The 26,100-nt window shown below is 67.7% G+C and carries 20 protein-coding genes; 9 read left to right on the top strand and 11 right to left on the bottom strand.

Features of this window, described 5'->3' with window-relative positions; translation table 11 throughout:
- Positions 1 to 4 precede the first annotated feature (4 nt).
- The 4 genes from AC1RMD_RS26205 to AC1RMD_RS26190 are packed head-to-tail and all read left to right on the top strand — an operon-like array spanning position 5 to position 6,251.
- Positions 5 to 1,432, top strand: coding sequence for an efflux transporter outer membrane subunit (locus AC1RMD_RS26205; RefSeq protein WP_492931034.1), 1,428 nt, complete (start codon positions 5 to 7; stop codon positions 1,430 to 1,432).
- Positions 1,433 to 1,440: 8 nt separating this feature from the next.
- Positions 1,441 to 2,622, top strand: a complete 1,182-nt coding sequence (locus AC1RMD_RS26200; RefSeq protein WP_492930927.1) for an efflux RND transporter periplasmic adaptor subunit — start codon at positions 1,441 to 1,443, stop codon at positions 2,620 to 2,622.
- 9 nt (positions 2,623 to 2,631) lie between these two features.
- Entirely contained in the window at positions 2,632 to 5,766 is a 3,135-nt protein-coding gene (locus tag AC1RMD_RS26195; RefSeq protein ID WP_492930925.1) for an efflux RND transporter permease subunit, read from the top strand.
- 26 nt (positions 5,767 to 5,792) lie between these two features.
- Positions 5,793 to 6,251: an AraC family transcriptional regulator gene (locus tag AC1RMD_RS26190; RefSeq protein WP_492930923.1), complete on the top strand. Its 459-nt coding sequence runs from the start codon at positions 5,793 to 5,795 to the stop codon at positions 6,249 to 6,251.
- Between the two features lie 2 nt (positions 6,252 to 6,253).
- Here AC1RMD_RS26190 and AC1RMD_RS26185 read toward each other — a convergent pair whose 3' ends face one another.
- Both AC1RMD_RS26185 and AC1RMD_RS26180 read right to left on the bottom strand, forming a co-directional pair.
- Entirely contained in the window at positions 6,254 to 7,159 is a 906-nt protein-coding gene (locus AC1RMD_RS26185) for an alpha/beta fold hydrolase (RefSeq protein ID WP_492930921.1), read from the bottom strand.
- Between the two features lie 5 nt (positions 7,160 to 7,164).
- A complete protein-coding gene (locus AC1RMD_RS26180; RefSeq protein ID WP_492930919.1) occupies positions 7,165 to 7,521 on the bottom strand; it encodes a DUF6463 family protein in 357 nt (118 codons plus the stop codon).
- Between the two features lie 97 nt (positions 7,522 to 7,618).
- On the opposite strand from AC1RMD_RS26180, the gene AC1RMD_RS26175 reads away from it, so the two are divergent.
- Complete coding sequence (locus AC1RMD_RS26175) at positions 7,619 to 8,173, top strand: TetR/AcrR family transcriptional regulator (RefSeq protein WP_492930917.1); 555 nt, start codon at positions 7,619 to 7,621, stop codon at positions 8,171 to 8,173.
- Here AC1RMD_RS26175 and AC1RMD_RS26170 read toward each other — a convergent pair.
- The 4 genes from AC1RMD_RS26170 to AC1RMD_RS26155 form a co-directional block, all read right to left on the bottom strand.
- Entirely contained in the window at positions 8,170 to 9,552 is a 1,383-nt protein-coding gene (locus tag AC1RMD_RS26170; protein ID WP_492930915.1) for an efflux transporter outer membrane subunit, read from the bottom strand. The two genes, AC1RMD_RS26175 and AC1RMD_RS26170, sit on opposite strands and share 4 nt — an antisense overlap.
- Entirely contained in the window at positions 9,549 to 10,748 is a 1,200-nt protein-coding gene (locus tag AC1RMD_RS26165; RefSeq protein ID WP_492930913.1) for an HlyD family secretion protein, read from the bottom strand. Before AC1RMD_RS26165 ends, AC1RMD_RS26170 begins: the two co-directional genes overlap by 4 nt.
- Before the next feature lie 5 nt (positions 10,749 to 10,753).
- On the bottom strand, positions 10,754 to 12,379 hold the full coding sequence (locus AC1RMD_RS26160; protein ID WP_492930911.1) for an MFS transporter: 1,626 nt from the start codon (positions 12,377 to 12,379) through the stop codon (positions 10,754 to 10,756).
- A 197-nt stretch (positions 12,380 to 12,576) separates the two neighbouring features.
- Positions 12,577 to 12,930, bottom strand: a complete 354-nt coding sequence (locus tag AC1RMD_RS26155) for a hypothetical protein (RefSeq protein ID WP_492930909.1) — start codon at positions 12,928 to 12,930, stop codon at positions 12,577 to 12,579.
- A 177-nt stretch (positions 12,931 to 13,107) separates the two neighbouring features.
- Between AC1RMD_RS26155 and AC1RMD_RS26150 the strand changes: the two genes are divergently transcribed.
- The 3 genes from AC1RMD_RS26150 (at position 13,108) to AC1RMD_RS26140 (ending at position 15,991) form a co-directional block, all read left to right on the top strand.
- Positions 13,108 to 13,872, top strand: a complete 765-nt coding sequence (locus tag AC1RMD_RS26150; protein ID WP_492930907.1) for a hypothetical protein — start codon at positions 13,108 to 13,110, stop codon at positions 13,870 to 13,872.
- 60 nt (positions 13,873 to 13,932) lie between these two features.
- Positions 13,933 to 14,736, top strand: coding sequence for a substrate-binding periplasmic protein (locus AC1RMD_RS26145; RefSeq protein ID WP_492930905.1), 804 nt, complete (start codon positions 13,933 to 13,935; stop codon positions 14,734 to 14,736).
- Between the two features lie 133 nt (positions 14,737 to 14,869).
- On the top strand, positions 14,870 to 15,991 hold the full coding sequence (locus AC1RMD_RS26140; RefSeq protein ID WP_492930903.1) for a branched-chain amino acid ABC transporter substrate-binding protein: 1,122 nt from the start codon (positions 14,870 to 14,872) through the stop codon (positions 15,989 to 15,991).
- Here AC1RMD_RS26140 and AC1RMD_RS26135 read toward each other — a convergent pair.
- Complete coding sequence (locus AC1RMD_RS26135; RefSeq protein ID WP_492930901.1) at positions 15,985 to 19,776, bottom strand: hybrid sensor histidine kinase/response regulator; 3,792 nt, start codon at positions 19,774 to 19,776, stop codon at positions 15,985 to 15,987. The two genes, AC1RMD_RS26140 and AC1RMD_RS26135, sit on opposite strands and share 7 nt — an antisense overlap.
- Positions 19,777 to 19,903: 127 nt before the next feature.
- Between AC1RMD_RS26135 and AC1RMD_RS26130 the strand changes: the two genes are divergently transcribed.
- Positions 19,904 to 22,996 carry a two-component regulator propeller domain-containing protein gene (locus AC1RMD_RS26130; protein ID WP_492930899.1) on the top strand — a complete coding sequence of 1,031 codons (3,093 nt, stop codon included), beginning with the start codon at positions 19,904 to 19,906 and terminating at the stop codon, positions 22,994 to 22,996.
- Here AC1RMD_RS26130 and AC1RMD_RS26125 read toward each other — a convergent pair.
- Genes AC1RMD_RS26125 through AC1RMD_RS26110 form a run of 4 tightly spaced genes read right to left on the bottom strand, consistent with a single transcriptional unit; the run spans position 22,993 to position 26,094 of the window.
- The gene (locus AC1RMD_RS26125; RefSeq protein WP_492930897.1) at positions 22,993 to 23,478 is read right to left on the bottom strand and encodes an arsinothricin resistance N-acetyltransferase ArsN1 family B; all 486 of its coding nucleotides are present in this window, start codon (positions 23,476 to 23,478) and stop codon (positions 22,993 to 22,995) included. The genes AC1RMD_RS26130 and AC1RMD_RS26125 overlap by 4 nt on opposite strands.
- Positions 23,479 to 23,483: 5 nt before the next feature.
- Positions 23,484 to 23,885, bottom strand: a complete 402-nt coding sequence (locus tag AC1RMD_RS26120) for a GFA family protein (protein ID WP_492930895.1) — start codon at positions 23,883 to 23,885, stop codon at positions 23,484 to 23,486.
- A 5-nt stretch (positions 23,886 to 23,890) separates the two neighbouring features.
- On the bottom strand, positions 23,891 to 24,625 hold the full coding sequence (locus AC1RMD_RS26115) for a YoaK family protein (RefSeq protein ID WP_492930893.1): 735 nt from the start codon (positions 24,623 to 24,625) through the stop codon (positions 23,891 to 23,893).
- 47 nt (positions 24,626 to 24,672) lie between these two features.
- Positions 24,673 to 26,094, bottom strand: coding sequence for a glycoside hydrolase family 19 protein (locus AC1RMD_RS26110; RefSeq protein WP_492930891.1), 1,422 nt, complete (start codon positions 26,092 to 26,094; stop codon positions 24,673 to 24,675).
- Between the last annotated feature and the right edge of the window lie 6 nt (positions 26,095 to 26,100).

The raw sequence follows: 26,100 nt of genomic DNA, 5'->3' as shown, positions 1-26,100 counted from the left end.
GGCGATGGCGCTGGCCGTCGTCGCGTCGCTCAGCGCCTGCGCCACGCAGGCGCCCGCGCCGCACGTGGCCGCGCAAGCGCCGCAGCAGTGGCAGGCGCCGCTGCCGACCCAACTCCCCCACAACGGCAGCCAGGCCGACCTGGCCAGCTGGTGGAGCCGCCAGGCCGACACGCTGCTGGTGCAGCTGATCGAATCCGCACAAGCCGTCAGCCCGAGCATCGCCACGGCCGGCTCGCGCATCGCACAATCGCGCGCCGAGCGCGTGGCGGCCGGCGCCGCGCTGGCGCCGTCGCTGGACGCATCGGTCAGCGCCAGCCGCTCCAACCGCCAATCCTCGCTGCCGATGGGGACCACCTCGCAGGCGGCCTTGCAGGCATCGTGGGAGATCGATCTGTTCGGCGGCAACCGCGCCGCGCGCGATGCGGCGCAAGCGCGCCTGGACAGCGCCCACGCCGGCTGGCATGACGCGCGCGTGTCGGTGGCGGCCGAAGTGGCCAACCAATACTACGGCCTGCGCGCCTGCGAACAGCTGCTGGCCGTGGCCAAACAGGACGCCGCTTCGCGCGCCGACACCGCGCGCCTGACGGAGCTGAGCGCCAAGGCCGGCTTCCAGGCGCCGGCCAGCCTGGCGCTGGCGCGCGCCAGCGCGGCCGACGGCAACAGCCGCTACATCACCCAACGCGCCGCCTGCGACGTCAACCTCAAGGCGCTGGTGGCGCTGACCGCCATCGGCGAGCCTGAGCTGCGCGGCAAGCTGGCCGCCGGCGCATCGGCCGCCGCCGGCGCCGCCGCCAACGCGCCGGCCATCGCCATCGCCGAGCTGCCGGCGCGCACGCTGAGCCAGCGGCCCGACGTCTACACCGCCGAACGCGAAGTGAGCGCCGCCAGCGCCGATGTCGGCGCCGCGCAGGCGCAGCGCTATCCGCGCCTGGCCTTGTCCGGCTCCATCGGCTACGGCAACTTCCGCGCCGGCGGCGTCAACACCGGCACCGACACCTGGACCATCGGCCCGGTCTCGGTATCGCTGCCGATCTTCGACGCCGGCAAGCGCCGCGCCAACGTCGACGCCGCCGGCGCCCGCTACGACGCCGCCGTCTCCAGCTACCGCGCCACCGTGCGCCAGGCCGTCAGCGAAGTGGAACAGGCGCTGGTCAACCTGGACGCCACCGGCGAACGCGCCGGCGACGCGCAGACCGCGCTGCAAGGCTACCGCGTCAACTTCACCGCCGTCGAAGACCGCTACAAGAACGGGCTGGCCAGCCTGTTCGAACTGGAAGACGCGCGCCGCACCCGCCTGGCCGCCGAACAAACCGTGATCAACCTGCAGCGCGAACGCAGCGCCGCCTGGGTAGCGCTGTACCGCGCCGCCGGCGGCGGCTGGACCGCCCCGACCGACGGCGCCGTCGCCAGCGTCAACGCCAACCAACGATAAGAGCCATCATGAACAAGCTGAAAACCAACCTGAAACCCGTCGCCTGCGCACTGCTGGCCGTATTCGTCATCGGCGGCGCCGGCATGGCGCTCTATCCGTCCGCCACCCAGGCCGCCGACGACAAGAAAGCGGAAACCGCCAAGCCGGCGCTGACCGTCACCACCACCAAGCCGTCGGCCGCGCGCCTGCCGATCAAGCTGGCCGCCAACGGCAACGTCGCCGCCTGGCAGGAAGCGAGCGTCAGCAGCGAATCGAACGGCTTGCGCCTGACCGAGGTGCGCGTCAACGTCGGCGACGTGGTCAAGGCCGGCGACGTGCTGGCCGTGTTCTCGGCCGACAGCGTCAACGCCGACCTGGCCCAGGCCAAGGCCGCCGTGCAGGAAGCCGAAGCCAACGCCGCCGACGCCGTCGCCAACGCGGCCCGCGCGCGCACGCTGCAAAACACCGGCGCCCTGAGCGCGCAGCAGATCAGCCAGTACACCACCGCCGAACAAACCGCCAACGCCCGCATCGCCTCGGCCAAGGCGGCGCTGGCCAGCCAGCAGCTGCGCCTCAAGTACACCAGGGTGGTGGCGCCGGACGGCGGCGTGATCTCGGCCAGGACCGCCACCGTCGGCGCGGTCTCCGGCCCCGGCACGGAGCTGTTCCGCATGATCCGCCAGGGCCGCCTGGAATGGCGCGCCGAAGTGGTGGCCTCCGACCTGCGCAACCTGAAGACCGGCACCGGCGCCGTCGTCAAGGCCGCCAACGGCAGCGAAGTGACCGGCAAGGTGCGCATGATCGCGCCGACCGTCGATACCCAGACCCGCTCCGCGCTGGTCTACGTCGACCTGCCGTCCAACGCCGCCTCCAAGGACGCGCCGTTCAAGGCCGGCATGTTCGCCAGCGGCCAGTTCGAACTGGGCACCTCGGACGCGATGACGGTGCCGCAGCAATCCATCGTCGTGCGCGACGGCTTCAGCTTCGTGTTCCGCCTCAACACCGACCAGCATGTCAGCCAGATCAAGGTGCAGCCGGGCCGTCGCCTGGGCGACCGCATCGAAGTGCTGGGAGGCCTGACCGCCGACACCCAGGTGGTGGTGCGCGGCGCCGGCTTCCTCAACGACGGCGACCTGGTACACAACGTCGCCGAGACCGCGCCGGCGGATAAGCTGGCACCTAAGCTGGCACCTAAGCTGGCCGCGAAGTAAGGACCCGCCATGAACTTTTCCTCCCTATCGATCAAGAACCCGATCCCCGCGATCATGCTGTTCGCGCTGCTGACGCTGGCCGGCATGATGGCCTTCAAGGCCAATCCGGTGCAGGACTTCCCGGACATCGAACTGCCCATCGTAACCGTCACCGCCGCGCTGGACGGCAGCGCGCCGGCCCAGCTGGAAACCGAAGTGGCCCGCAAGATCGAGGATTCGGTCGCCACGCTGCAAGGCGTGAAGAACATCTACACCACGGTGCTGGATGGCGTCTCCACCACCACCGTCGAGTTCATTCTTGAGAAGCCGATCGCCGACGCCGTCAACGAGGTGCGCGACGCCGTGGCCCGCGTCAAGGCCGACATGCCGGCCGAGCTGCGCGATCCGACCGTGACCAAGGCCTCCACCGCCGGCCGCGTGATCATGACCTTCACCGCCACCGCCGCCAAAACGCCGGGCGAGAAGATGGACAACCAGGAACTGAGCTGGTTCGTCGACAACGCCGTCTCCAAGCGTTTGCTGGCGGTGCCCGGCGTGGGCGCGGTCAAGCGCGTCGGCGGCGTCAAGCGCGAGATCCGCGTGGAGCTGGACGACGCCCGCATGGCCGCCCTGCGGGTGTCCGCGCTGGACGTCTCGCAACAACTGCGCCTGGTGCAGAAGGAAGCGCCGGGCGGACGCGGCGACATCAGCGGCGCCGAACAATCGGTGCGCACCATCGCCACCGTGCAAAGCGCGGCCGCGCTGGCCGCCATCGAACTGCCGCTGGCCGACGGCCGCCGCGTGCGCCTCGACCAGGTCGCCACCGTGACCGACACCGTCTCCGAGCCGCGCTCCATCGCCATGCAGGACGGCGTGCCGGTGATCGGCTTTGAAGTCTTCCGCACCAAGGGCGCCAGCGAACTGGCGGTCGCCAGCGGCGCCCGCGCCGCCGTCGAGGAACTGAGCCGCGCAAATCCGCGCGTCGAACTGAAGCCGGTGATCGACAACGCCTTCCCGGTCGAAGAGAATTTCACCGGCTCGATGGAGCTGCTGTACGAAGGCGCCATCCTGGCCGTGCTGGTGGTGTGGTGGTTCCTGCGCGACTGGCGCGCCACGCTGGTGGCCGCCGCCGCGCTGCCGCTGTCGGTGATGCCGGCCTTCCTCGGCCTGTACCTGTTCGGCTACACGCTCAACACCGTGACCCTGCTGTCGATGGCGCTGGTGGTGGGCGTGCTGGTGGACGACGCCATCGTTGAAATCGAGAACATCGCGCGCCACCTGCGCATGGGCAAGACCCCGATGGAAGCGGCGATGGAAGCGGCCGACGAAATCGGCATGGCGGTGATCGCCACCACCTTCGCGCTGGTCGCCGTGTTCCTGCCGACCGCCTTCATGGGCGGCGTTCCCGGCCTGTTCTTCAAGCAGTTCGGCTGGACCGCCGTGGTGGCGGTGCTGGCCTCGCTGGTGGTGGCCCGGCTGCTGACGCCGATGATGGCCGCCTACATCCTCAAGCCGGTCGCGCATGCGGAAGAAAAAGACGGCTGGATCATGACGCGCTACATCCGCGTGATGCGCTGGTGCCTGACGCACCGCCTGGTGACCGGGATCGCCTCGGCCGCGTTCTTCGTCGGCTCGATCATGCTGGTCGGCCTGCTGCCGACCGGCTTCGTGCCGGCCGCCGACCGCGCGCAGACCCAGATCAACCTGGAACTGCCGCCCGGCTCCACGCTGGCCGAAACCGGCGTGGTCGCCGAGCGCGCCCGCAAGGCCGCGATGGAAGTCAAAGGCATCAAGGCGGTCTTCAGCTCCATCGGCGGCGGCTCCAGCGGCGACGCCTTCGCGCCTGGTGCGGCGGCCGAAGCGCGCAGCGCCGTGCTGACGCTGACCACCGCGCACCGCAACGACCGCAAGGAATCGATGACCGACCTGGAAAACGAGATCCGCCAGAAGCTCAACGCCATTCCCGGCGCCCGCTTCAAGGTCGGCCCGCCGGACAACGGCGTCATGATGCAGCTGGTGCTGCGCAGCGAAGACCCGGTCGCGCTGAAAGAGACGGCGCAAAAGGTCGAGCGCGAAATGCGCACGCTCAAAGGCGTCGGCAACGTGCGCTCCAGCGCCTCGCTGGTGCGCCCGGAGATCATCGTCACGCCGGACTTCGCCAAGGCCGCCGACCTGGGCGTGACCGCCGCGTCGATCGGCCAGACCGTGCGCGTAGCCACCGCCGGCGACTACGACACCGACCTGACCAAGATGAACCTGCCGGAACGCCAGGTGCCGATCCGCGTCAAGCTGCCGGACGCGGTGCGCGCCGACCTGGAAGCCATCGGCCGCCTGACGGTGCCGGGCAAGAACGGCCCGGTACTGCTGGCCACGGTCGCCACCATCACCATGGAAAGCGGCCCGGCGCAGATCAGTCGCCTCAACCGCAGCCGCAACGTCACCTTGGAAGTGGAGCTGGGCAAACGTTCGCTGGGCGAAGTGAACACCGAAGCGCGCGCGCTGCCGACCATGATGAAACTGCCGCCGTCGGTGAAGATCGCCGAGCTGGGCGACACCCAGGAGATGGCCGCGCTGTTCGCCAGCTTCGGCATCGCCATGCTGATCGGCGTGCTGTGCATCTACTGCGTGCTGGTGCTGCTGTTCAAGGACTTCATGCAGCCGATGACGATCCTGGCGGCGCTGCCGCTGTCGATCGGCGGCGCCTTCGTGGCGCTGCTGGTCACCGGCCGCGCGCTGTCGATGCCGTCGATGATCGGCCTGATCATGCTGATGGGGATCGTTACAAAGAACTCAATCTTGTTGGTTGATTATGCTATTCTGGCGCGTCAGGCGGGCATGAACCGTTTCGACGCCCTGGTCGACGCTTGCCACAAGCGTAGCCGTCCTATCTTGATGACCACCATCGCCATGGGCGCCGGCATGATGCCGCTGGCGCTGGGCTGGGGCGCCGATCCGAGCTTCCGCTCGCCGATGGCGATCACGGTGATCGGCGGCCTGATCACGTCGACGCTGCTGAGCCTGCTGGTGGTACCGGCGGTGTTCACCTACATCGACGACCTGGAACACCTGCTGCAACGCCTGATGGGCAAAGTGCGCCGCACCCCGGCGCCGGCGCCCGAAGAAAACGCGCCGCCACTGCGCAAGATCGCCGGCGGCGGCCACTAGGATAGTCAATCAGCGAGGAGATCATCATGGAATATGAAGTCAAGCAGTTACCGGCGGTGCGCGTCGCCTACCTGCGCTACAAGGGTCCGTTCGGCGCGCCGATCGGCGAGTTCTGGCAGGAGGTGTTCACGCCATGGCAAAAGGCCATGGGCCTGGTCGGCAAGGTAACCTACGGCGTGGCGCAGGACGACCCCGGCAGCACGCCGCCGGCGGACTGCCGCTACGACGCCTGCGTTGAAGTGTCGGACGTCTATCCGATCAGGGAGCCGGCGCAGGAAGCCACCCTCCCCGCCGGCCGCTACGCCGTCGCCAGGTTCAAGGGCAACGGCGACCAGGTGCCTGCGGCGTGGGGCGAGTTCTTCGGCCGGCTGCATGCCGAAGGCAAGGTCGATGCCGGCCCGTGCTTCGAGCGCTACCCGGCCGACTACGCGATGGATCCGGCCACCGGCGTGTTCGAAGCGGAGCTGTGCATCCCGGTCAAATAGGCTTATCGCCCAATGACCCCGGCAAGGAAGGCGTCGCAGGCCGACGCCACCTGCCGCGGCGCTTCGACCATGGGCACATGGCCGACACCGTCGAGTATCATTTTCTGGCTGCCGCGCAGCTCACTGTGCAGCAAGCCGGCGTCGTCGACATGCAGGACCTGGTCCTCGGCGCCCCACACGATCAGCGCCGGCGCGGCGATCCCGGGCAGCACGGCCTTCTGGTCCAGGTTGTCCTCGATGTCGCGCGCGATCCTGGCGTCGATCTGCCGGCGCCGGACAAAAGCCCTGGCCAGGGCGGACACCAGAAAGCCCGGAATGGTGGGCGGCTTGGCCATGCCGATCGCCATCATGGCGCGATAATCGGCCGCTGTCGCCACTTCAAGCATGGGGTTGCGCCCGGTGCGGGCAAGGTGCAGGCGCAACCAGCTCGGCGTCGTTTCGGCGCCCGCAGCATCAATCAACATCAGCGACGCAACCTGCTCCGGCGCCTCGGCCGCCAGGCGCAGCGCAATGGCGCCGCCCATGGAGTTGGCGATCAGGTGGGCGCGCTCGATGCCCAGCGCCGCCAGGAAGGCGCGCAAGCGGTTCGTCTGCGTAGCGATATCGTAGCGCTGCGCGTCGTCGAAGCTGCTGCCGCCGTGTCCCGGCAAATCGGGCGCCACCAGCGGCAGCGCGACGCGCAGGTGGCTGGCGAAACGCAGCCAGGCGGTATTGTCGCTGGCGGCGCCATGCAGCATGACGACGGCCTCGGTCATCGGCATGCCGGCCGGCTGGCGCCACAGGTAAGCGATGCGGCCAGACGGCAAGTCAACGGCGCCTTGCGCCAGCTTGGCCCGCCGGGCTTCGGCCGACATGGCGGCCCGCAGCAGCCGGTCGCCGAGGCGGTGGAGTAACGGTTCTTTGTCCATGACGGTCACCAGTAGCGTCCGGCGCCGATCAGGACCGGCGCAAGCAGCAGCAACGCCCAGAAGCCCGATTTCGGCACGGCCAGCACGGCGACGCCGGCCACGCCCAGCAAATACCAGCCGATGAGATTGATCAAGGCGAAATCGGACGCCGCCGCCGCCACGATCGTCACGTGCCCCACGCACAGCATCAGCGGCCCGAAGATGGTGAACCAGAACGCCACCCGTCGCGCATCGTGCCCCTGGAATTTACCGAATCCCCCTTCCAGCAACGCCGCGCGTATCGGCTGCCGAAACCACAGCAAGCCCACCAGAATATGGGCGCCGCCCAGTACCGCCAACATCCATGCCGCCACTGCAATCATGCCGTTCTCCCGTGATTGAAAATTCCACCATACCTCAAGGTATGGTAGAGTCGCACCATTGATTGCCAGTGTCAACCCAATTCAGCAAGGTCACGCCATGGAAGAAAAGAACGACCGCGGTATCTGGCTCGACGCCGGCCTGCAAACACTGGTCGAGGAAGGCGCGTACGGCCTGCGCATCATGTCGATCGCCAAGCGCCTGGGCGTTACCAAAGGCAGCTTCTATTGGCATTTCAAAAACCTGGAGGAGTATCAAGGCGCGCTGCTCGATGAGTGGGAACGCCGCTATACACAGGCGCCGATCGAGGCGGCGGCGGCGGGCGGTGGCGCCGGCGCGCACGAGCAGTTGCGCAGCCTGTTCCGCACCAGGCCGGCGATGGCCCTCAAGCTCGGCCGGGCCATGCGCGCGTGGGCCATCACCGACGACCGGGCGCGCGCGGCGCAAACGCGGGTCGACCAGCTGCGCGTCCGCCATGTCGCGCATCTGCTGGAAGCGATCGGCTGGTCCAGGGAAGAGTCGCAGATGCTGGGACGCTGGGCCTATTGCGCGCTCATCGGCGAGGCCGCGCTTACGGGAACGGGAGCGCCGATGGATGAGGCGCAGACCCTGCTGGTGCTGTCGATCCTGACGCCGCGCCAGGTCGACTACTAAGGACCAGCCATCCAGCCGCCGCCCATGGCGCGGTACAAGTCCACCGACGCCACCAGCATGCGCGTCTTCAGCTGCAGGCGGCCGACGTCGGCGTTGTACAGCGTGCGCTGGGCGTCCAGTTCCTCCAGATACGAGGCGTAGCCGTTGCGATAACGGTTATGCGCGATGCGCAGCGTTTCAGCCGCCGTCGCGCGGCGCGCGTCGTTCTGCACCGCCTGTTCCTTCAGGCGCGCCAGCGCCCCCAGGCTGTTGTCGGTTTCGGCGAAGGCGGCGCGCACCGCGTTCTCATACGCATACACCGACTGATCGCGCTGCGCCGCCACGGCGTCGGTCTGGTGCTGCACGCGACCGCCCTCGAACACCGGCGCGGCGACGGCCCCCGTCAGCCGCCACAGCGCGGTCGGCGCGTTGATGAAATCGTGCCACTTCAGGTTCTGCACTCCCCCCACCATCGTCAGCTTGAACGACGGCAGCAACTGTTCGCGCGTGGCGGCCAGGTTGGCGTTGACGGCGACCAGGTTGAATTCGGCGCGCGCGATGTCCGGCCGGCGCCGCAGCAGCTCGGACGGCAGCCCCGCCGGCACCGCCGGCGCCGACAGCTGCGCCAGCTCCAGCCCGCGCGCGACCGGGCCGGGATTGCCGCCCGTCAGTATGGACAGCGCGTTTTCCTGTTCGAAGATGGCGCGCTTCAGCTGCGGCACCTGCTCGGCGGTGGTCTGGTATTCGGCCTGTGCTTGCAGCCATTCCAGGCGCGAGCTGTAACCGACGTCGAACTGGCGCTTGGCCAGCTCGCGCGATTCCTCGCGCAGCTTCAGCGTGGCTTCGGTCAGCGCCAACTGGGCGTCCAGTCCACGCAGGTTCAGGTAGCCCGATGCCACCGTGGCGGCGATCGACAGCGCGGCCGCGTCGGCGTTGGCCTGCTCCGCCTGATAGGTGGCGGTGGCGGCGTCGGTCAGCGCGGCCAGCCGGCCCCACACGTCGACTTCATAGCTGGCCTGGAACTCGGCCTGGTAGACGTTGGTGACATACGGCACGCCGTTGTAGGCCAGCTGGCGCGTGCGGGTCGGCGCGGTGTCGACCAAGACGTTGGCCTTCTGCCCGGCCGCCACCACGCTCACCAGCGCGCGGTACTGCGCCACGCGGGCGCGGGCGATGCGCAGGTCGCCGTTGCGTTCCAGCGCGGCGGCCACCAGCGCGCTCAGTGCGGGATCGCCGAAGGCTTGCCACCATTGCGCCTCGACCGCCGCGCCCTGCGCCGTCGCGGCGGCGGTGCGCCAGGCGGCCGGCGTCTGCAAACTCGATGCGGGCGCCGGCGGCGCCTTGGCCGCGCAGCCGGCCAGCGCCAGCAAGCACGCCGCCGCTACCACGCGCACTTTCATGGCTTGACTCCGGCGGTCCTGGCCGGTGCGGCGTTCGCATCGTTGAGCTCCGCCGAGGTGTCGATGCTGACCACCACCGACATCCCCGGCGCCAGCCGGCGCGCCTTGGCCTGGCCCGGATCGATGCGGATGCGCACCGGTATGCGCTGCGCGATCTTGACGTAATTGCCGGTCGCGTTATCGGCCGGCAGCACGCTGAACTCGGAACCGGTGGCCGGCGAAATCCGCTCCACCTGGCCGGTCAGCAGCGCGCCGTCCAGCGCATCGACCTTGAAGGTGGCGCTCTGGCCGACCTGCACGCCGTTCATCTGCGTCTCCTTCAGGTTGGCGATCACCCACAGCTGGCGCGGCACCAATCCCATCAACTGCGCGCCGGTGTTGACGTAGGCGCCCTTGCGCACCGTGACCTGGCCCAGCTGGCCGTCCTCCGGCGCCGTGATGCGCGTGTTATCCAGGTCCACCCTGGCCGACTTCAACGCCGCCGACGCATTCGCCACCGCCGCCTCCAGCGACAGCTTGTTCACCACCACCGTCTGCACCTGCTGCCGGGCGATCTCCAGGCTGGCGCGCGCCTGCTGCACCGCCGCCGCCGTCTGCACCTTGGCGGCCTTGGAGGAATCCTGCTCGCGCAAGGACAGCGAGCCGTCGGCCGCCAGCGAATTCACGCGGCTCAAATCCGCCACCGACTTGGCGGCCTGCGCTTCCGCGTTGGCCACCGTGGCCAGGTTCAGCGCCACCCCCGCTTCCGCCGTGCGGCGCGCCTGCTCCCAATTGGCCAGCGCCGCCTTCTGCGCCGCCAGCTGCGCCTGCGCCTGCTCGTAGCGCTGCTGGTAGATGCGGTCGTCGATCAGCACCAGCAAATCGCCCTGCCTCACCTGCTGGAAGTCCTGCACCCGCACGTCGACCACGTAGCCGGGCAGCTGGGTGCCGATCAGCGTGACCTGGCCGCGCACCAGCGCGTTTTCGGTGGAGACGATGGCGGTGCTGAACGGCGGCAGCCGCCACGCGTACAGCACGATCAGCACGCCGACCAGCGCCACGAACGAAAACGCGATCGCCGAAATGATCTGCGCGCGCCGGTCCGGCGCCGGCGTGGTGGGCGCGGCGGCGGCGACGGCGGCCGCCGCGGCCGCAGCCGCCACCGCCGCGACGCGGGTTTCGGAGGACGAGGAATTGTCGGGAGTAGTGTTAGCCATAGGGGTCAGCGTGATCCGGAATTATTGAGGGAGACATTGGCCAGGCCGGTCTGCGCGTTGTGCGCCGGGCTGCCCGGGCAGACCACGCACACCGACCACAGATAGCGGCCCAGCATCCAGGCCAGCGTCAGCAGCGCCACCAGGGTGATGATCAGGAAGACATCGTTGTAGGCCAGGATGTTGGCCTCGCGCGTGGCCGCCGCGCCCAGCGCCGCCACGCCGGTCGCGCTGCGGGCGGCGGGATCGGCCAGCGCCGCGCCCACGCTGGCGCCGCCGCTCTGGATGCGCGCCGCCACCAGCGGATCGAGCAGGGTCAGATGCTCGACCAGTATGCTGGAGTGGAATTTCTCGCGCACCACCTGGAACGTGCCCACCGCCGCCGAACCGAGCAGGCTGCCCAAGGTCTGCGTGATGCTGAACATGACCGAGAAGCTGACCAGGTTGTTCGGCGCCGCGATCACGGCGCCGAAGCCCGAGACAAACGTCGGCCCGATGAAGAAGGCGCCGCCGAAGGCCAGCAGGAACTGGCTCACATACAGGTCGGCGGGCCGTGTCAGGTTGGTGGCGTCGGAATCCATGTAGGCGCCGGCCGCCATCACCGCCAGCGAAAACATCAGCTGCAGCGGGATGCGCGCCGGCGTGATGGTCAGCGCGCTGGCCACCAGCCCGGCCACGGTGCCGATCATGACGACGATCCACAACATCTGCATCTGGTCGTTGTTCAGGCCCAGCGCCTGCAAGAAACCCACGGTGCCGTTGGCCTCCGACTGCACCACACGGATCAGCAGCACCGACAAGGCCAGCCGCGCGATATTGCCGTTGCTGAGCCAGCGCGTGTTGAGCAGCGGGCGGGCGCGGTTATGCTCGACCAGCAGCGCGGCGGCGATCAGCACGATGGCGCCGGCCAGGCACAGGCCCAGCCAGCGCGATTCGAACCACCACACCGTGCGGCCCAGCGCCAGCACCGCCGACAGCAAGGCCACGCCGGGCGCGAACAGGCCGAAGGTGAGGAAGTCCATTTTCTCGAAAGCCTTGACGCGGTCGCCCGGCGGCAGCTTGAGCGCCAGCACGCAGGCCAGCGACAGCAAGGCCAAACCCAGCTCGAAGAAGTACAGCCCGCGCCATTCGCCGAACTCCATCAGCTCCGACGAGAACAGCCGCGCCATCGGCAGCGCCAGTTGCGAGAAGCCGATGCCGAACACCACCGCCTTGAGCCGGTGCTGCGCCGGGAAGGCCTGCAAGGTGTAATACAGGCCGAGGGTGGTCAGCGCCGCGCCGCTCATGCCGTGCGCCGCGCGCACCGCGATGGCCGAGGCCAGGCCGTGCACGAACAGGTGGGCCACGGTGGCCAAGGCGTACAACACCAGGAACAGTTCGGTAAACAGACGCAGCCCGTACTGCTGGCGGAACTTCACCAGCAGCAGGTTCATCGACACATTGGCCATCACGTAGGCGGCCGGCAACCATTGGATCTCGGCCGAGTAGACCCCCAGCGAGCCTTGCAGATACGGCAGGTTGACCGACACCAGCGCGTTGCCCAGGCCGCCGGTGACGGCGACGATGAAGCCGATCACCAGGAAGGCCAGCCGGCGCTCGGCCGTATGCAGCGGAGTCGAAGGCGACCCCGGCAAGGTGGGCCGCTCATGCGGAAGCCATACTTGTGGAGCGTACACGTCCATGCTCAGCTGATCCTGATTCTATTTTGCGGGGCGTAAACTGCGTAATGACGAGCATATCACTATGCACGCCAAGGTTGCGCTTTTTACAGCTGAGCCAAAAGAGAGAGGCTGAGGGGATGATGGAAGAGCCGGCCGACGCCGGCCCCGGCTTACTTGGTGCCGCGCGAGCTCAGCAGCTTGGACAGGCCGTAGCCGGCGGCGGCCGCCAGCAGGACGGAAATGGCGGGGTGGGCGCGCACGCGGCCGCGGCCCGATTCGGCCAGCGCTTTGTAGCTCTCGCTCACTTGTTTGCCGCGCGCGACCAGACGGCCGGAGGTGCTTTCCACAGTGTCGGCCACCTTGTCGACGCTGTTGTGGGCGCTGTTGGCCAGGCGGTCGGTGGTGGGTGGGATTTTGTCGGCGACCTTGTCGATGGCTGCGTGCGCATCGGCGCGCAGGTTGTTGCCGATCTGGCTGACGCCGTCGCGGGTGGAATTGATTTTGCTGTCGATGCTGTTTTCCATGATGCTTTCCTTTTTCGGGTGAATGTTGTAACTGCAAGGGCAACGATAGGCGCATCGCCAGGACTTAACCGTGCGGAAACTAACAGAAAGGGAATCAGCCCGCTATGTGAACTGGCACACGGACGACGGCGTCTGGAAGGAGCATGCTGGTCGATACACTCAGCTCAGGAGGGCGGCATGTTCCCTATCTCATCGGCAGCGCAGACGGCGCTTGGCGGCGTCACCCCTCTGGCGGAGAGCGCCGCCGTGGCGGCCGAACACGCCGGCCAGGTGGCCACCGCCGGCTCGGCCACCGAGGCGCCGGCCGCTTCCGTCACCATCGACCTGTCGCCGGTGGCCAACTTCCTGCTGACGGTGTCGCAATCCCGCGAACAGCTGGCGCAACTGCAAACCGCCATCGCCAACCACGCGGCGCCAGCCGACAGCGCGACGGCCCTGAACAACGCCACGCAAAATGTGGTGAACGCCTTCAACCAGCTGCCCTCGGCCGATGTAGGCCAAACCCAGCCGCAAGAGCCGTCGCTGCTCGCCAACCTGGTGCAAAGCCTGCAACAGCCGGCGGCGTGGGACCTGGCGCCGCTCGGCCTCACCTTGCGGCCGCCAGTCGGCCTGGCGCTCGACGGCGACTTGTTGCAGTCGGCGTTCGACAGCAACCAGCAGGCGACCACCCAGACCATGCAAAACACGCTGGACAGTTTCAACGACCTGGCCACCAACTTTGTCCAGCAGCTGAGCGCCGCCGCGCTGCAGGCGAGCCGACAGTTGAACGACCCGCTGCGCGCCAACCCGGCGTTGGCCGCCGCCATCGCCGCCTACCATATCAACGACACCGAGCTCGCCGGCGCCAACGGCCCGGCCATCCAAACGGCCGCCGGCGCGATACCGCGCGTACCGGCGGTGGAGGCGGCCTCGCGCACACGCACCCTGGACAACGCGCCATAAACCCGGGAGTATTGACCGGAAGCATGCAATAATCGGCCGATAGCCACTGCTCAATTGCCGATGAAACGATTGCCGATACCGGGTATCCTGCTCGCCGCCGTGCTGTCCTGCGTTCCGCCGGCGCGTGCCGCGGCGGCGGCGCCGGCGCTGCCGGTGGTGCCGCTGCTGATCGGCGATACGCTCGACGAACAAGGCAGGCCGCGCCCCATGCCGGCGGTCAAGCGCAAGGTGCTCGACGCGGTGGCCCAGGAGCTGGGCGTCAGCTTCGAGCCGCACACCTATCCGTGGGCGCGCGCCGAACGCTACGCCATCGAAGGCGTCGGCCTGGTTTACGGCCTGCCGAAAACCGCCGATCGCTTGCGCGCGCTGCGCTACTCCGACACCGCCAGCCACAACAGCCTGTGGCTGGTCACCCGCAGCGACGCCACCTTTCCGTTCAGCCGCCTCGAAGACCTGCGCGGCAAGACCGTCGGCACGGTGCGCGGCTACAGCTACGGCCTGGAATTCGATACGGCGCGCGGCAAGCTGTTCCGCACCGACGACGACATTTCCTCGCGCGGCACCCGCCTCACCCGCCTGATGCTCAAGCGCGTGGACGTGGTGCTGCTGTTCCAGCCCGACGGCCTGACCGCAAAAGACCTGGAGGACAGCATCCGCACCTTCATGGCGCCGCGCCTGTCGACCATCGGCGCCGCCGCCAACGCCGGCTTCAGCGTGCTGCCCAAGCCTTTGACCACCGACAGCGGCCAGTTTTTTGCCATCGCCCGCGCCAGGGACGACGGCATCATCGAGCGCATCAACGCGGCGCTGGCGCGCATCCGCAAGCGCGAGGAGGACGCCAGGCGCCTGCGCCCACCGAATTAAATTTTGAGCGTCGCCCATTTGAAAGGCGATAGCGTGCAAAACAGGCCAATCGAAAGCCCAAGTCACACGATAATATTTTGCGTTTTTGGCGATAATCTTGCCATCACCTCACAACACAACATCAGGAGATCGCATGAAATTGAAGCATATTGCAGCCGCCATCGCACTGCTGGGCGCAGCCGGCGCCCAGGCGCAGGACACCGTGGTCAAGATCGGCCACAGCGGCCCGCTGTCCGGCGCCCAGGCGTTTTCGGGCAAGGACAACGAGAACGGCGCGCGCCTGGCGGTCGAGGAACTGAACGCCAAGCCGATCACCGTGGCCGGCAAGAAGCTCAAATTCGAACTGCAATCGGAAGACGACCAGGGCGACCCGAAAGCCGGCGTGGCGGCGGCCCAGAAGCTGATCGACCAGGGCGTCAAGTATGTGGTCGGCCCGTACAACTCGGGCGTGGCCATTCCCGCCTCGCGCGCCTACAACGACGCCGGCGTCCTGATCGCCACCGTCGCCACCAATCCCAAGATCACCCAGCAGGGCTACAAGGGCCTGTTCCGCGTGAACGCCAGCGACTCCCAGCTGGGCACCAAGATGGCGCTGTACGCGGCCAATGAACTCAAGCTCAAGACCGTGGCCGTGATCGACGACCGCACCGCCTTCGGCCAGGGCGTGGCCGAGGAATTCAAGAAGCAGGCCAAGGCCGCCGGCATGACCGTGGCCGGCCACGAGTTCACCACCGACAAGGCGTTCGACTTCACCTCCATCCTGACCAAGCTCAAAACCAAGAAGGTCGAAGCGATCTTCTTCGGCGGCTATGCGCCGCAGGGCGCACCGATGGCGCGCCAGATGAAACAGCTGGGCATCAACGCCAAGCTGCTGGGCGGCGACACCATCTGCACCGCGGAAATGGGCAAGCTGGGCGGCGACGCCGTCGGCGAAAACGTCCTGTGCTCGCAGGGCGGCGCCATCCTCGACAAGTTCGCCAGCGGTCCGGCCTTCAAGGCCAAGTACAAGGCGCGCTTCAAGCAGGATCCGGACGTCTACGCGGCGGCCTACTACGATGCGGCCATGATGTACGCGCAGACGATGGTGAAGGTGAACTCGATCGATCCGCAAAAAGTGGGCGCCGCCATCAGCGCCGGTTCGTACAAGGGCGTGGCGGGCACCTACTCGTTCGACGAGCGCGGCGACATGAAGCAGTCGCCGGTCACCATCTTCAACTTCAAGGGCGGCCAGCCGGCTCCGCTGACCACCTACTGATGTAGCGCGCCGTCGTCCTGCAAGGCGGCGACGGCGCTGTTCAGAATCGCCAGCGCCTGCTCCATGTCGAAATCGCCGACCGCCTGTTCCAGCTTGCGGTAGTGCTGCGGGAAGGCGGCGGCCAGCAACGCGCCATGTTCCACCAGCAGCCGTTCGGAGCGGGCGTCATCGTCCGCCAGCAGCGCGCCCAGTTCGCGCACCACGGCGTCGCGCTGTGCGGGATCGACTTCCACCTTCTCCAGTTCCGCTTCCGCCGGCAGGCACGCGACGATCGCCGCCACCTGCCCCGCCAGCACGGATTCAAGTTGCGCCAGCTGCGGCGCCATACGCGCCGACAGCGCGGCGGCGCTGGCCTCCCCCACCGCCGCCGGCGACAGCGCATGTTCGGCCTCGCCGGCCAGCACCTGCAAGGCGCTGGCGCCGATATTGCCGGCCAATCCCTTGAGCGTGTGGGCGCCGCGTTCGGCGCCGGCGCGGTCGCCGGCCGCGATCAGCGCGGACACCTGCCGCACGGCGCCGGCCTGGTTGGCCACGAAGCCGCGCAACATGGCCAGGTAGCGCGGCCGCTTGCCCAGCACCCGGCGCAGGCCGGCCACCATGTCCAGGCCCGGAATCTCGTGCGGGAAGTCGTCTTCCGGCGCCGCTTGCGGTTCGGGGCTCGGTTCGTGGGCCGGCACGTGCTTCAGCTCGGGCTTCAGCTCGTACGTCGGCAGCGCATGGCGCGGCGGTATCCAGCGCAGCAGCGCGCGCCACAGGTCGTCCGGCTCGATCGGCTTGATCACAAAGTCCACCATGCCCGCCTGCGTGCACAGGTCGCGGTCGGCCTGCATGGCGTTGGCCGTCATCGCCACCACCGGCAGGCCGTCCAGCTGCGGCAAGGCGCGCAAGGCGCGGGTGGCTTCGACGCCGTCCATCTCCGGCATCTGCATGTCCATCAGCACAATGTCGTATTGGTCGCGCTGCGCCATCGCCACCGCCTCGACGCCGTTGTTGGCGATGTCCACCAGCAGGCCGGCATCGGCCAGCAGCTCCGACGCCACCTGCTGGTTCAACTCATTGTCCTCGGCCAGCAGCACGCGCGCGCCGCGCAGCGTGGCCAGCGCCGCCAGCGTGCCGACCGGCGCCGGACGCGCCAGCGCGCTGTCGTCCACTTCGCCGCCCAGCAGGCGGATCAGGGTATTGAGCAGCACCGACGCATTGACCGGCTTGATCAGCACATCCTCGATGCCGGCGCCGTGCGCCTGCTGCTGCACTTCCTCGCGCCCGTAGGCCGTGACCATCATCAGGCGCGGCGGCTCCCGCAAGCCCAGCGCCCTGATGGCGGCGGCGGTCTCGATGCCGCTCATGCCCGGCATCTGCCAGTCCAGCAGCACCACGGCCAGCGGCTCGCCGGCAGCGGCGGCGGCGCGCACAAGCTCCACCGCCTCGGCGCCGGACGCCGCCACCTGCACGTCGAAGCGCATGCCGCGCAGCAGTTCGGCGATCACGCTGCGGGCGCTGTCGTTGTCGTCCACCACCAGCAGGCGGCTGCCGCGCAGGTCCGGCGACGGCAGCAGCGATACCCGTTCGCTCCGGCCGACTTCCAGGTGGGCGGTGAACCAGAAGGTCGACCCTTGGCCCAATTCGCTCTGGACGCCAACCTCGCCGCCCATCAGTTGCGCCAGTTTCTTCGAGATCGCCAGACCCAGGCCGGTGCCGCCATACTTGCGGGTGGTGGAGGCGTCGGCCTGCTGGAAGCTCTGGAACAACTGGCGCATCTGCGCTTCGCTCAGGCCGATGCCGGTGTCGCGCACGGCGAAGTGCAGCAGCACGCGGCGCTGGTCGTGGCTGCGCACCCGCACCGTCACCGCCACCTCGCCCCGCTCGGTGAACTTGACGGCGTTGTTGGCGTAGTTGATCAGGATCTGGCCCAGCCGCAGCGCGTCGCCCACCAGCGCGGTCGGCACGTCGGGGGCGACGTCGAACACCAGCTCCAGGCCCTTGGCGTTGACCTTGTCGCCGATCAGCGTGGCCAGGTTTTCCAGCAACTGATCGAGCTCGAACGGCTGGTTCTCCACTTGCAGCTTGTCGGCCTCGATCTTGGAGAAGTCCAGGATGTCGTTGATGATGCCCAGCAGGTGCTGGCCGGCGCGCAGGATCTTCTGCACGTAGTCGTGCTGGCGCGGCGTCAGGCCGGTCTTCAGCGCCAGGTGGCTCATGCCGATGATGGCGTTCATCGGCGTGCGGATCTCGTGGCTCATATTCGCCAGGAACAGCGACTTGCTGCGCGTCGCCTCCTCGGCGGTCTGCTTGGCGGCGCTCAGCGTCTGCGCCGCCGTGTGCTCGGCCGTCACATCGGCCAGGTAGCCGTTCCACACCTCCTCCTCCGCCTGCTGGTGCACGCAGGTGCAGTGGATGTCGACCCAGCGCGCCGCCACCAGGCCCTGCGCGCCGAACTCCATGCGGCGATGAATCGACCAATGCTGGCGGGCGCTGTCGGCGATCTGCGCCAGCAGGCCCGCGCGGCCGTCTGGATCGAGCAGCGCGAACAGCATGGCGCCGTCTTCCAGCACGTCGCTGGCCTGCAGGCCGGTGATGGCGGTGATGGCGGGACTCATGAAACGGAAGCGCGGCTGGCCCGCCGCGTCCAGCTGGAACTGGTACACCGCCACCGGCAGGTTGTTGGTGATCTCGCGCATGCGGCGCTCGTTGTCGAAGCGCAGGCGGCGCGCGCTTTCGGCGGCGCGGGTGCGGCCCGTCACCACCATGCCGAACAGCCAGATCGCGCCGATGCAGGCGGCGGCCAGCATCATCTGGTTCCACAGCGGCAGCCACTGGCCCTTGTCCTGCGCGATCACCACGCGCCAGGCGCCGCCGTCGTCGGGCCAGTTCAAATCGGTGCCGGCCAGCGCGTAGGTGAGGCCCTGGAAGCTGGCCTGCTTGCCGACCGGCTCAAACGGCAGTTGCAACGGGCCGGTGCCGGTGAACAGTTCGCCGAACTGCCTTTCCTTTTCCAGCTGGGCCAGGCGCGCCGGCGCGATCATGCGGGACCGCATGAACAACCACTCGTTGCGGTTGGTGGCGAACACCACGCCGTCCGGCGACAGCAGCAGCACCGGATCCTTGCTGCGGGCGAGGATGCGGTCGATTTCGGAAGCCGGCATCTTGATGGTGTAGACGCCGGCGATGGGGGTGTCGCGCGAATTGCCGCTGTAGACCGGCGCCGCGAAATACAGCCCGCGCTCATGCGAATTGCTGCCGATGGCGGCATAGACATTGGCCTCGCCGGCCAGCGCGCGCCGCACGTAAGGGCGATAGCGCAGGTTGCGGCCGACGCCGATGGCCTTGCCCTCTTTGTTGAGATAGGCGACGGCGGTACCCTCGCCGTTCAGCACGAACACGGTGTCGGCGCTGTACTGATCGAGGACGGCGGCGAAGTCCACGTGCAGGCGATAAGCGTCGGCCGCCAGTTCGCCGGACAGCAGCAGCTTGACGCTGTCCTCCACCAGTCCCATGAGAATGGCGCCACCCATCACGCGGCCGTCGGTGGAGTCGATCTGGATCTGGCGCGCGATGTCGTCCGCCGTGGCCTTCAGGTCGCGGCTGTGCTGCTGGAACACCACCTGGCGCTGGACCAGCACCGCGCCGCCGGCCAGCAGCAGCGCCAGCGTGGCCCAGCGCATGGTCTGGCGGCCCGGCAGGCCGCGCCGGCGCAATTGCTCCCACGCTGCGCGCCATGTGCGCAAAGGCGGCTTGGGCGACAGCGGCGCCGGTTGCAGGGGTACTCCGTGGGAAGATCCGTTCATGTCGCCTTACGATGCATAAGGATTTGCCAATGGATTATAGCGGAAAAGTGTTGCTCCAACGCTTCCACGGCGGCCGATTCTGTGCTTTACTTGGCTAGCCAAAATACCAAGGTCCCGAATGCCGCGCATGTCTTTCCGCCCCGTCCTACGCCTGCTGCTGTGCGGTGCGCTGGCCTGCCTGCAGGCCGCGCCCTCGCAGGCGGCGCCGCGCCCGCTGGCCTTCACCGCCGTCGAGTCGCTGGGCGCCGACAGCCGCGCCATCCTCACCATGCTGCAGGACCGGCAGGGCTTCGTCTGGATCGGCACCATCGAGGGCGGCTTGTTCCGCCACGACGGCCACAAGCAGGTGCGCTACATGAACGACCCGTCCGACCCGCATAGCCTGCCGGGCGGCCGCGTCACCTCGCTGTTCGAAGACGAAACCGGCAAGCTGTGGATAGGCACCGACGAAGGCCTGGCGCGCTTCAACCCGGTGACCAACAACTTCACCCGCCACGTGCCGACCGGTGGCCCGAACAATGCGCGCATCGTGCGCCGCATCGTCGCCGACAACAAGGGCGGCATGTGGGTGGCGACATGGGGCGGCCTGCATCACTTCGACCCGCGCAAGGGCAGCTTCGTCATCCACCGCCACGACGAGGCCAAGCCGGACAGCCTGCTCTACAACGACGTCAACGCGGTCGCCGTCGACCACCAGGGCGGCGTGTGGGCCGCCACCTGGCCCGGCGGCCTGGATTACCTGGCGCCCGGCGCCACCGGTTTCCAGCACTTCCGCGTCGACGACCCGGAGCACCCCAACCCCAAGGCCAACGACGTGCGCGCGCTGTATTTCGACAGCGCCGCCACGCTGTGGATAGGTTCGGCCGACGGCCTGGTGACATGGAAGAGCGGCCAGCCCTGGGACCAGCGCGAAGCGCTGCCGGTGCAGGCCAAGCGCGTGACCGACATCGACGAAGACCGCGCCGGCGACCTGTGGATCAGCACCCGCACCAGCGGCCTGCTGCGCTGGGACCGCGAACTGCGCCAGTTCCAGAGCTACCGTCACCGCGCCGAGGATGCGCACAGCCTCAACAGCGACGCCATCAACACCACCATGCGCGACCGCAGCGGCACCTTGTGGGTAGGCTCGCTGACCGATGGCGTCAGCCGCGCCAACCTTGGCTATCACGGCTTCGAGCGCTTCGTCCCGCGCGACATCGATCCCGACTTCGTCAAGTCCAGCAATTTCGTGCGCAGCGTCGGCGCCGCCGCCAACAACCAGCTGTGGCTCGCGCTGGACGACGGCCTGGCGCTGTTCGACCCGGCCAAGCGCGCGATGGTGCGCACCTGGAGCGCCACGCCCAAGCGGCCGGGGGCGCTCAGCTCCAACGTCATCTACAGCACCTACCAGGCGCCGGACGGGGTGCTGTGGATCGGCACCTCGGAGGGCCTGAACCGGCTCGATACGCCGGATGCGCCGTTCAAGGTGATCCACTTCGGCAGCAAGACCACCGACTTCATCAACACCATCGCGCCGGGACGCGGCGGCGTGCTGTGGCTGGGCACCGGCACCGCCATGCTGCGCTACGATCCGGCCAGCGGCGCGGTCGAGAGCTACGCCCATGACGACAAGAACCCGGACAGCCGCAGCGTCAACGGCGCCACCACTGTGGTCGAAGACAACGCCGGCCGCGTATGGAGCGGCGAGTTCTATCGCGGCGGCGGGCTCGATATGCTCGATCCGGCCACCGGAAAATTCCGCCACTTCCGGCTCGATCCCAAGAATCCCGCGAGCCTGAGCAGCGACCGTGTCAGCAGCCTGCACCTGGACGCGGACGGCAGCCTGTGGGTCGGTACGTCCAAGGGCTTGAACCATGTGGTGGCCGGCAAGGACGGGGCATTCGCCATCACCCGCATCCAGGAAAAAGGCGAACTGGGTACGCGTCTGATCGAGGCGATACGCTCGGATAAAAACAGCATGATCTGGGTGACCACGGCGGCGGGCCTGAGCAAGATCGATCCGGTCTCCGGCACCGTCACCGAATATTCGGTGGAGGACGGCCTGACCGAAGGCTTCTACATGGACTCCGCCGCCAACAGCAGCAACGGTTTCCTGTACTTCGGCAGCAGCAGCGGCGTCACCGCCGTCAACCCGACCATCCACAGCAGCGCCTCGCGCCCGCCGCAACTGGCGATCACCGACATCCGCGTGTTGAATCGTTCGCTGGGCGGCAAGAACCCGCCCCAGGACGTGGTGCTGGAGGGCAGCCTGACGCAGCCGCGTTCACTGAGCCTGCCGTGGATCGCCAACACCATCTCGATCGAATTCGCCGCGCTGCATTTCGCCGAACCGCGCAGGAACGCTTATTCCTACTGGCTGGAAGGCTTCGACAAGCAAGCGGTGCAGGCCGATGCCGGACATCCGGTGGCGACCTACACCAATCTGGCGCCCGGAAAATACCACTTCCATCTGCAAGGCAGCAACAACAAGGGCGTGACCAGCCGCGACGAGATCGTCCTGCCGATCACGATCACGCCGCCGGTGTGGGAAACCTGGTGGGCGCGCAGCGCCGTGGCGGCGCTGGCCGTGGGGCTGCTGGTGCTGCTGTTCCGCTGGACGGTGCGACGCCTGGGTGTGCGGGCGCGCGAGCTTGAGGAGCAGCTACAGGAACGCACCGAGGCGCTGCGGATAGCGCAGCACAAGCTGGCCAACCTGTCGGCCACCGACAGCCTGACCGGCATCGCCAACCGCCGCTGCTTCGACGACCAGCTGGCGCGCGAATGGCGCCGCGCGGCGCGCGAAGGAAAGCTGATGGCGATTGGGCTGGTGGAGATCGACCAGCTGGGCGCCTACCGCGACCACTACGGCCAGCAGGCCGCAGATGATGTGCTGCGACGGGCGGCCAAGGCGCTGAACGGCGCGGTGCAGCGGGCCGGCGATCTGGTGGCGCGCTATGGCGCCGATCAATTCGCCTTCCTGGCGCCCGGCACCAACGGCGACGAAGCGATGCTGATCGCGCGCCGCATGGAAGCGGCCATCAACGGCTTGAACCTGCCGAATGTGAAAGCGCCGTCGGGCGGCATCAGCGCCAGCATCGGCGTGGCCGCGCTACCGGCGGCGCAGGACGACAATGCCGAGGACCTGGTACTGGCGGCCGACCAGGCGCTATACCGCGCCCGCTCCGAAGGCGGCAAGCGCAGCGTGCTGGCGCCGCAGGACAACGCGGCGCAGACGGCTTAGGACAGCTGCAACTCCCAGTAGCCGACATCGATCCAGCGATCGAACTTGCGGCCGACCTGCCTGAAGTGGGCGACCTTTTCGAAGCCCAGGCTTTCGTGCAGCGCCACGCTGGCTTCGTTGGGTTGGGCGATGCCGCCTATCGCCATATGGATTTCGCGGGCGCGCAGCTCTTCCAGCAGCGCTTTGTACAGCGCCGATCCGATACCCTTGCCGCCCTGCCCGAACGCCACGTAGACACTGGTCTCGGCGGCAAAGCGGTAGGCGCTGCGGGCGCGCCACTTGGTCGCGTAGGCGTAGCCCAACACTTCGCCGTCCTGTTCATGCACCAGCCATGGCAGCCCGGCGGTGACGTCGCGGATGCGGCCAGCCATGTCCTCCGGCGTGACCGCATGCTCCTCGAAGCTGATGGTGGTGGTGGCGATGTAGTGGTTGTAGATGGCGACGATGGCTGCGGCATCGTCCGGCGTTGCGGATCTGATCATCGGATTCAAAGATAGCGGGTTTCGGTGGGTGGCGATATCCAGTTGTCGGCGCGGCCGTCGACGTAGGTGATGGGCGTGCCGGCCAGGTCCTCGTCGCTGACGCCATCGAGGCTGGCGACGTTGACGCCATAGAATACACCGTAGCGCGGCGAGTTGCCGATGCCGTAGGGACGTACGCCGCAATGCTTGCAGAAATGGTGATGCTCGTTCTTGGCGCCGAACTGGTAGACGTTCATCTCGGCCGCCCCGGCCAGCAAGCGGAACGCTTCCGGCTTGGCCATCACGGCCCAGCAGCGTATCTTCAAACAGAATGAGCAATTGCAGCGCAGGCTGCCCTGGCTCAAATCGAGGTCCGCCTCGAAGCGCACCGCGCCGCAATGGCAGCTGCCGTGGTAAGTTTTCATCATCTGCTTCAGTTCCGCGCAAGCCGGAGGTCGTCGATCACGGGAATAATGGCCAGCGACAGCAGCGCCACCGCCAGCGGCAATGTGGAGATGTAGCCCAGGTATTTGAAGCCGAACGCGCCGGCCAGCCCGCCGAGCAGGAACATCGCCAGCAGGGAGCTCAATAAGCGCAGCTTGTCACGGTCGGCCACCACCTTCACCGGCGACGCCCTGTCGTTAAAGTAAAACAGTTTACCCAGTTCGATGCCGATGTCGGTCACCAGGCCGGTCACGTGGGTGGTGCGGATTTCGGCCCGCGAGACCTTGGTGATGATGGCGTTTTGCAGTCCCATCACAAAACACAGCAAGGCCACGATGGCGTGCACATGGCCCGAAGCACCGAGGCTGGCGCCCATCAGGCCAAAACACAGCAGCAGCGCCGCCTCCAGTATCAGCGGCAAGGCATACTGGCTTTGCGCGCCGCGCCGACCGCCCCAGTTGATCAGGATCGCGGAAGTGCCAGCGCCCAGCAGGAACGCCAGCAGTGCCTCCAGGCCCGCCAACACCACGCGCACCTCGCCCATGGCGGCGCTGTCCGCCAGGGACGAGACGATGCCGGTCATGTGCGATGTGTACTGGCCCACTGCGAAAAAACCGCCGGCATTGACCGCGCCAGCCACGAAGGCCAGCGAACGGCCAAGGCGGCGGTTGCTGATAATAGTGCGTTGCGGGCTGGTTAAGGCCCGCAGGTAGTGCATAGGCATGGTTGGCCTCCTCCTTACTGTCGGCCCGACCATTGTATGCCATCAGATCACTTGAGCGTAACTCCCCAGTTCTTCTCCACGCACTTGGTGTAGTTTCCGGCGATCAGAGCGCTGTATGGCGTTTGATAACTCACCAATTGGCATTGGTAGTCGCCGCCACTGCTCCAGTTCTTCTCCCAGTAGATGTTGTAGGCCGCCGAACTCGATCCGCTGAAGCGCTGCATCGTCGCGCAGGACAGCTGTTCGCTGCCGATATTCCAACCCAGATCCGCCGCGAACTGCTTGTAGTAGTCGATGCGGTTCTGTGCCGCCGCCTTCTCGGTGCCGGTGCCGCATTCGGCGTTGATGATCATGATGGTGGTGGCGAAGTTGTTGCCCGCGCCAGCCGCCCTGTCCGCCGCATTCGGCACCCAGGTTCCGTCCAGCACATGCAGCATCGACGGCTTGGGCGGTTGCGGGTAGACGAAGAAGAACGTCGCCGAGGCGAGGTTCAACCAGGTCGACGCCACCAGGTCCGGATTCTTCAGCAGCACCGACTGGTCGCCGTTGTACATCACCTGAGAGAACGGGCCGTAGTTGTAGTTGTACGAAAGCTGCTTGGCGCCGCGGCCGAAGTACTTCTTGAACGTGCCATCCGCGTTCTTACCGCAGGTCCAGACGGTGTTGAACACCGGGTCCGCGCATTCGACGTTGTAGCCGCAGTTGGTGCCGGTTTCGTCGCAACCCATCTCGCGCAGGTACTTCAGGCCCTGCCGCCATTGTGGCAACGGCAGGCTGGCGTTGTGGTCCCCCGTCTCCTGCGCGAAGTGGGCGAACATCGTCGCCAGCGAGTGGCGGCAGATGGCGTCCGCATCGCGGCCGTCGGTGTAGTCGCCGCAGATCGCCGGGAACTTGGCCACCGCTTGCAGGAAGCGGCCATACGTGTAGCTGGGCTCACGAATGCCGAAGTAGTAGTCCCACTTGGCCGACGTCAGCAACCGCTCCACCCGCTTGACGTTGGCCGGGTTGGCCGCCGCGCCGGGCGATACCGCGTCCACCGCCGCGTTGTCCAGCGTGCGGATCGACGCCTTCACGCCGCGGAAGAAATCGTTGTTGGTCAGCTGGACCTCGCGCGCCTCGGCTTGCGCCTTGGTCGGCACGCCGCCCGGTTGCGGCGTGCCCGGATCCGTCGGCGTTGGATCGGTGGCGTCGGCGATGTACTTCCACGGTCCCCAGGCATCGGTGGGGTTGGGCGCGGTGCCCTGCACCCACCATTTGGCTTCGTACTGCTTGCCCTGGTAGATCGCGCACATGCCGGCGGTGTAGACCGCCGTGGCGGCCCATGCCGGACATGTGCTGGCGGCGGCGGTGGAGATGCCGCCGGAGAGTATGCGCGGAGCGCTGCTGTCGGCCGGGCCGCCGTCGCTGCCGCCGCCACAGGCGGCAAGCAGCATGGCGCTCAGCACAGCGATGCTGTGAACTGATTTCATCGCATC

This window comes from Duganella sp. GW822-FHT06D06, from assembly GCF_058799615.1.
Note: the sequence above shows the minus strand (reverse complement) of the source record. Positions and strands in the feature narration are given on the sequence as shown.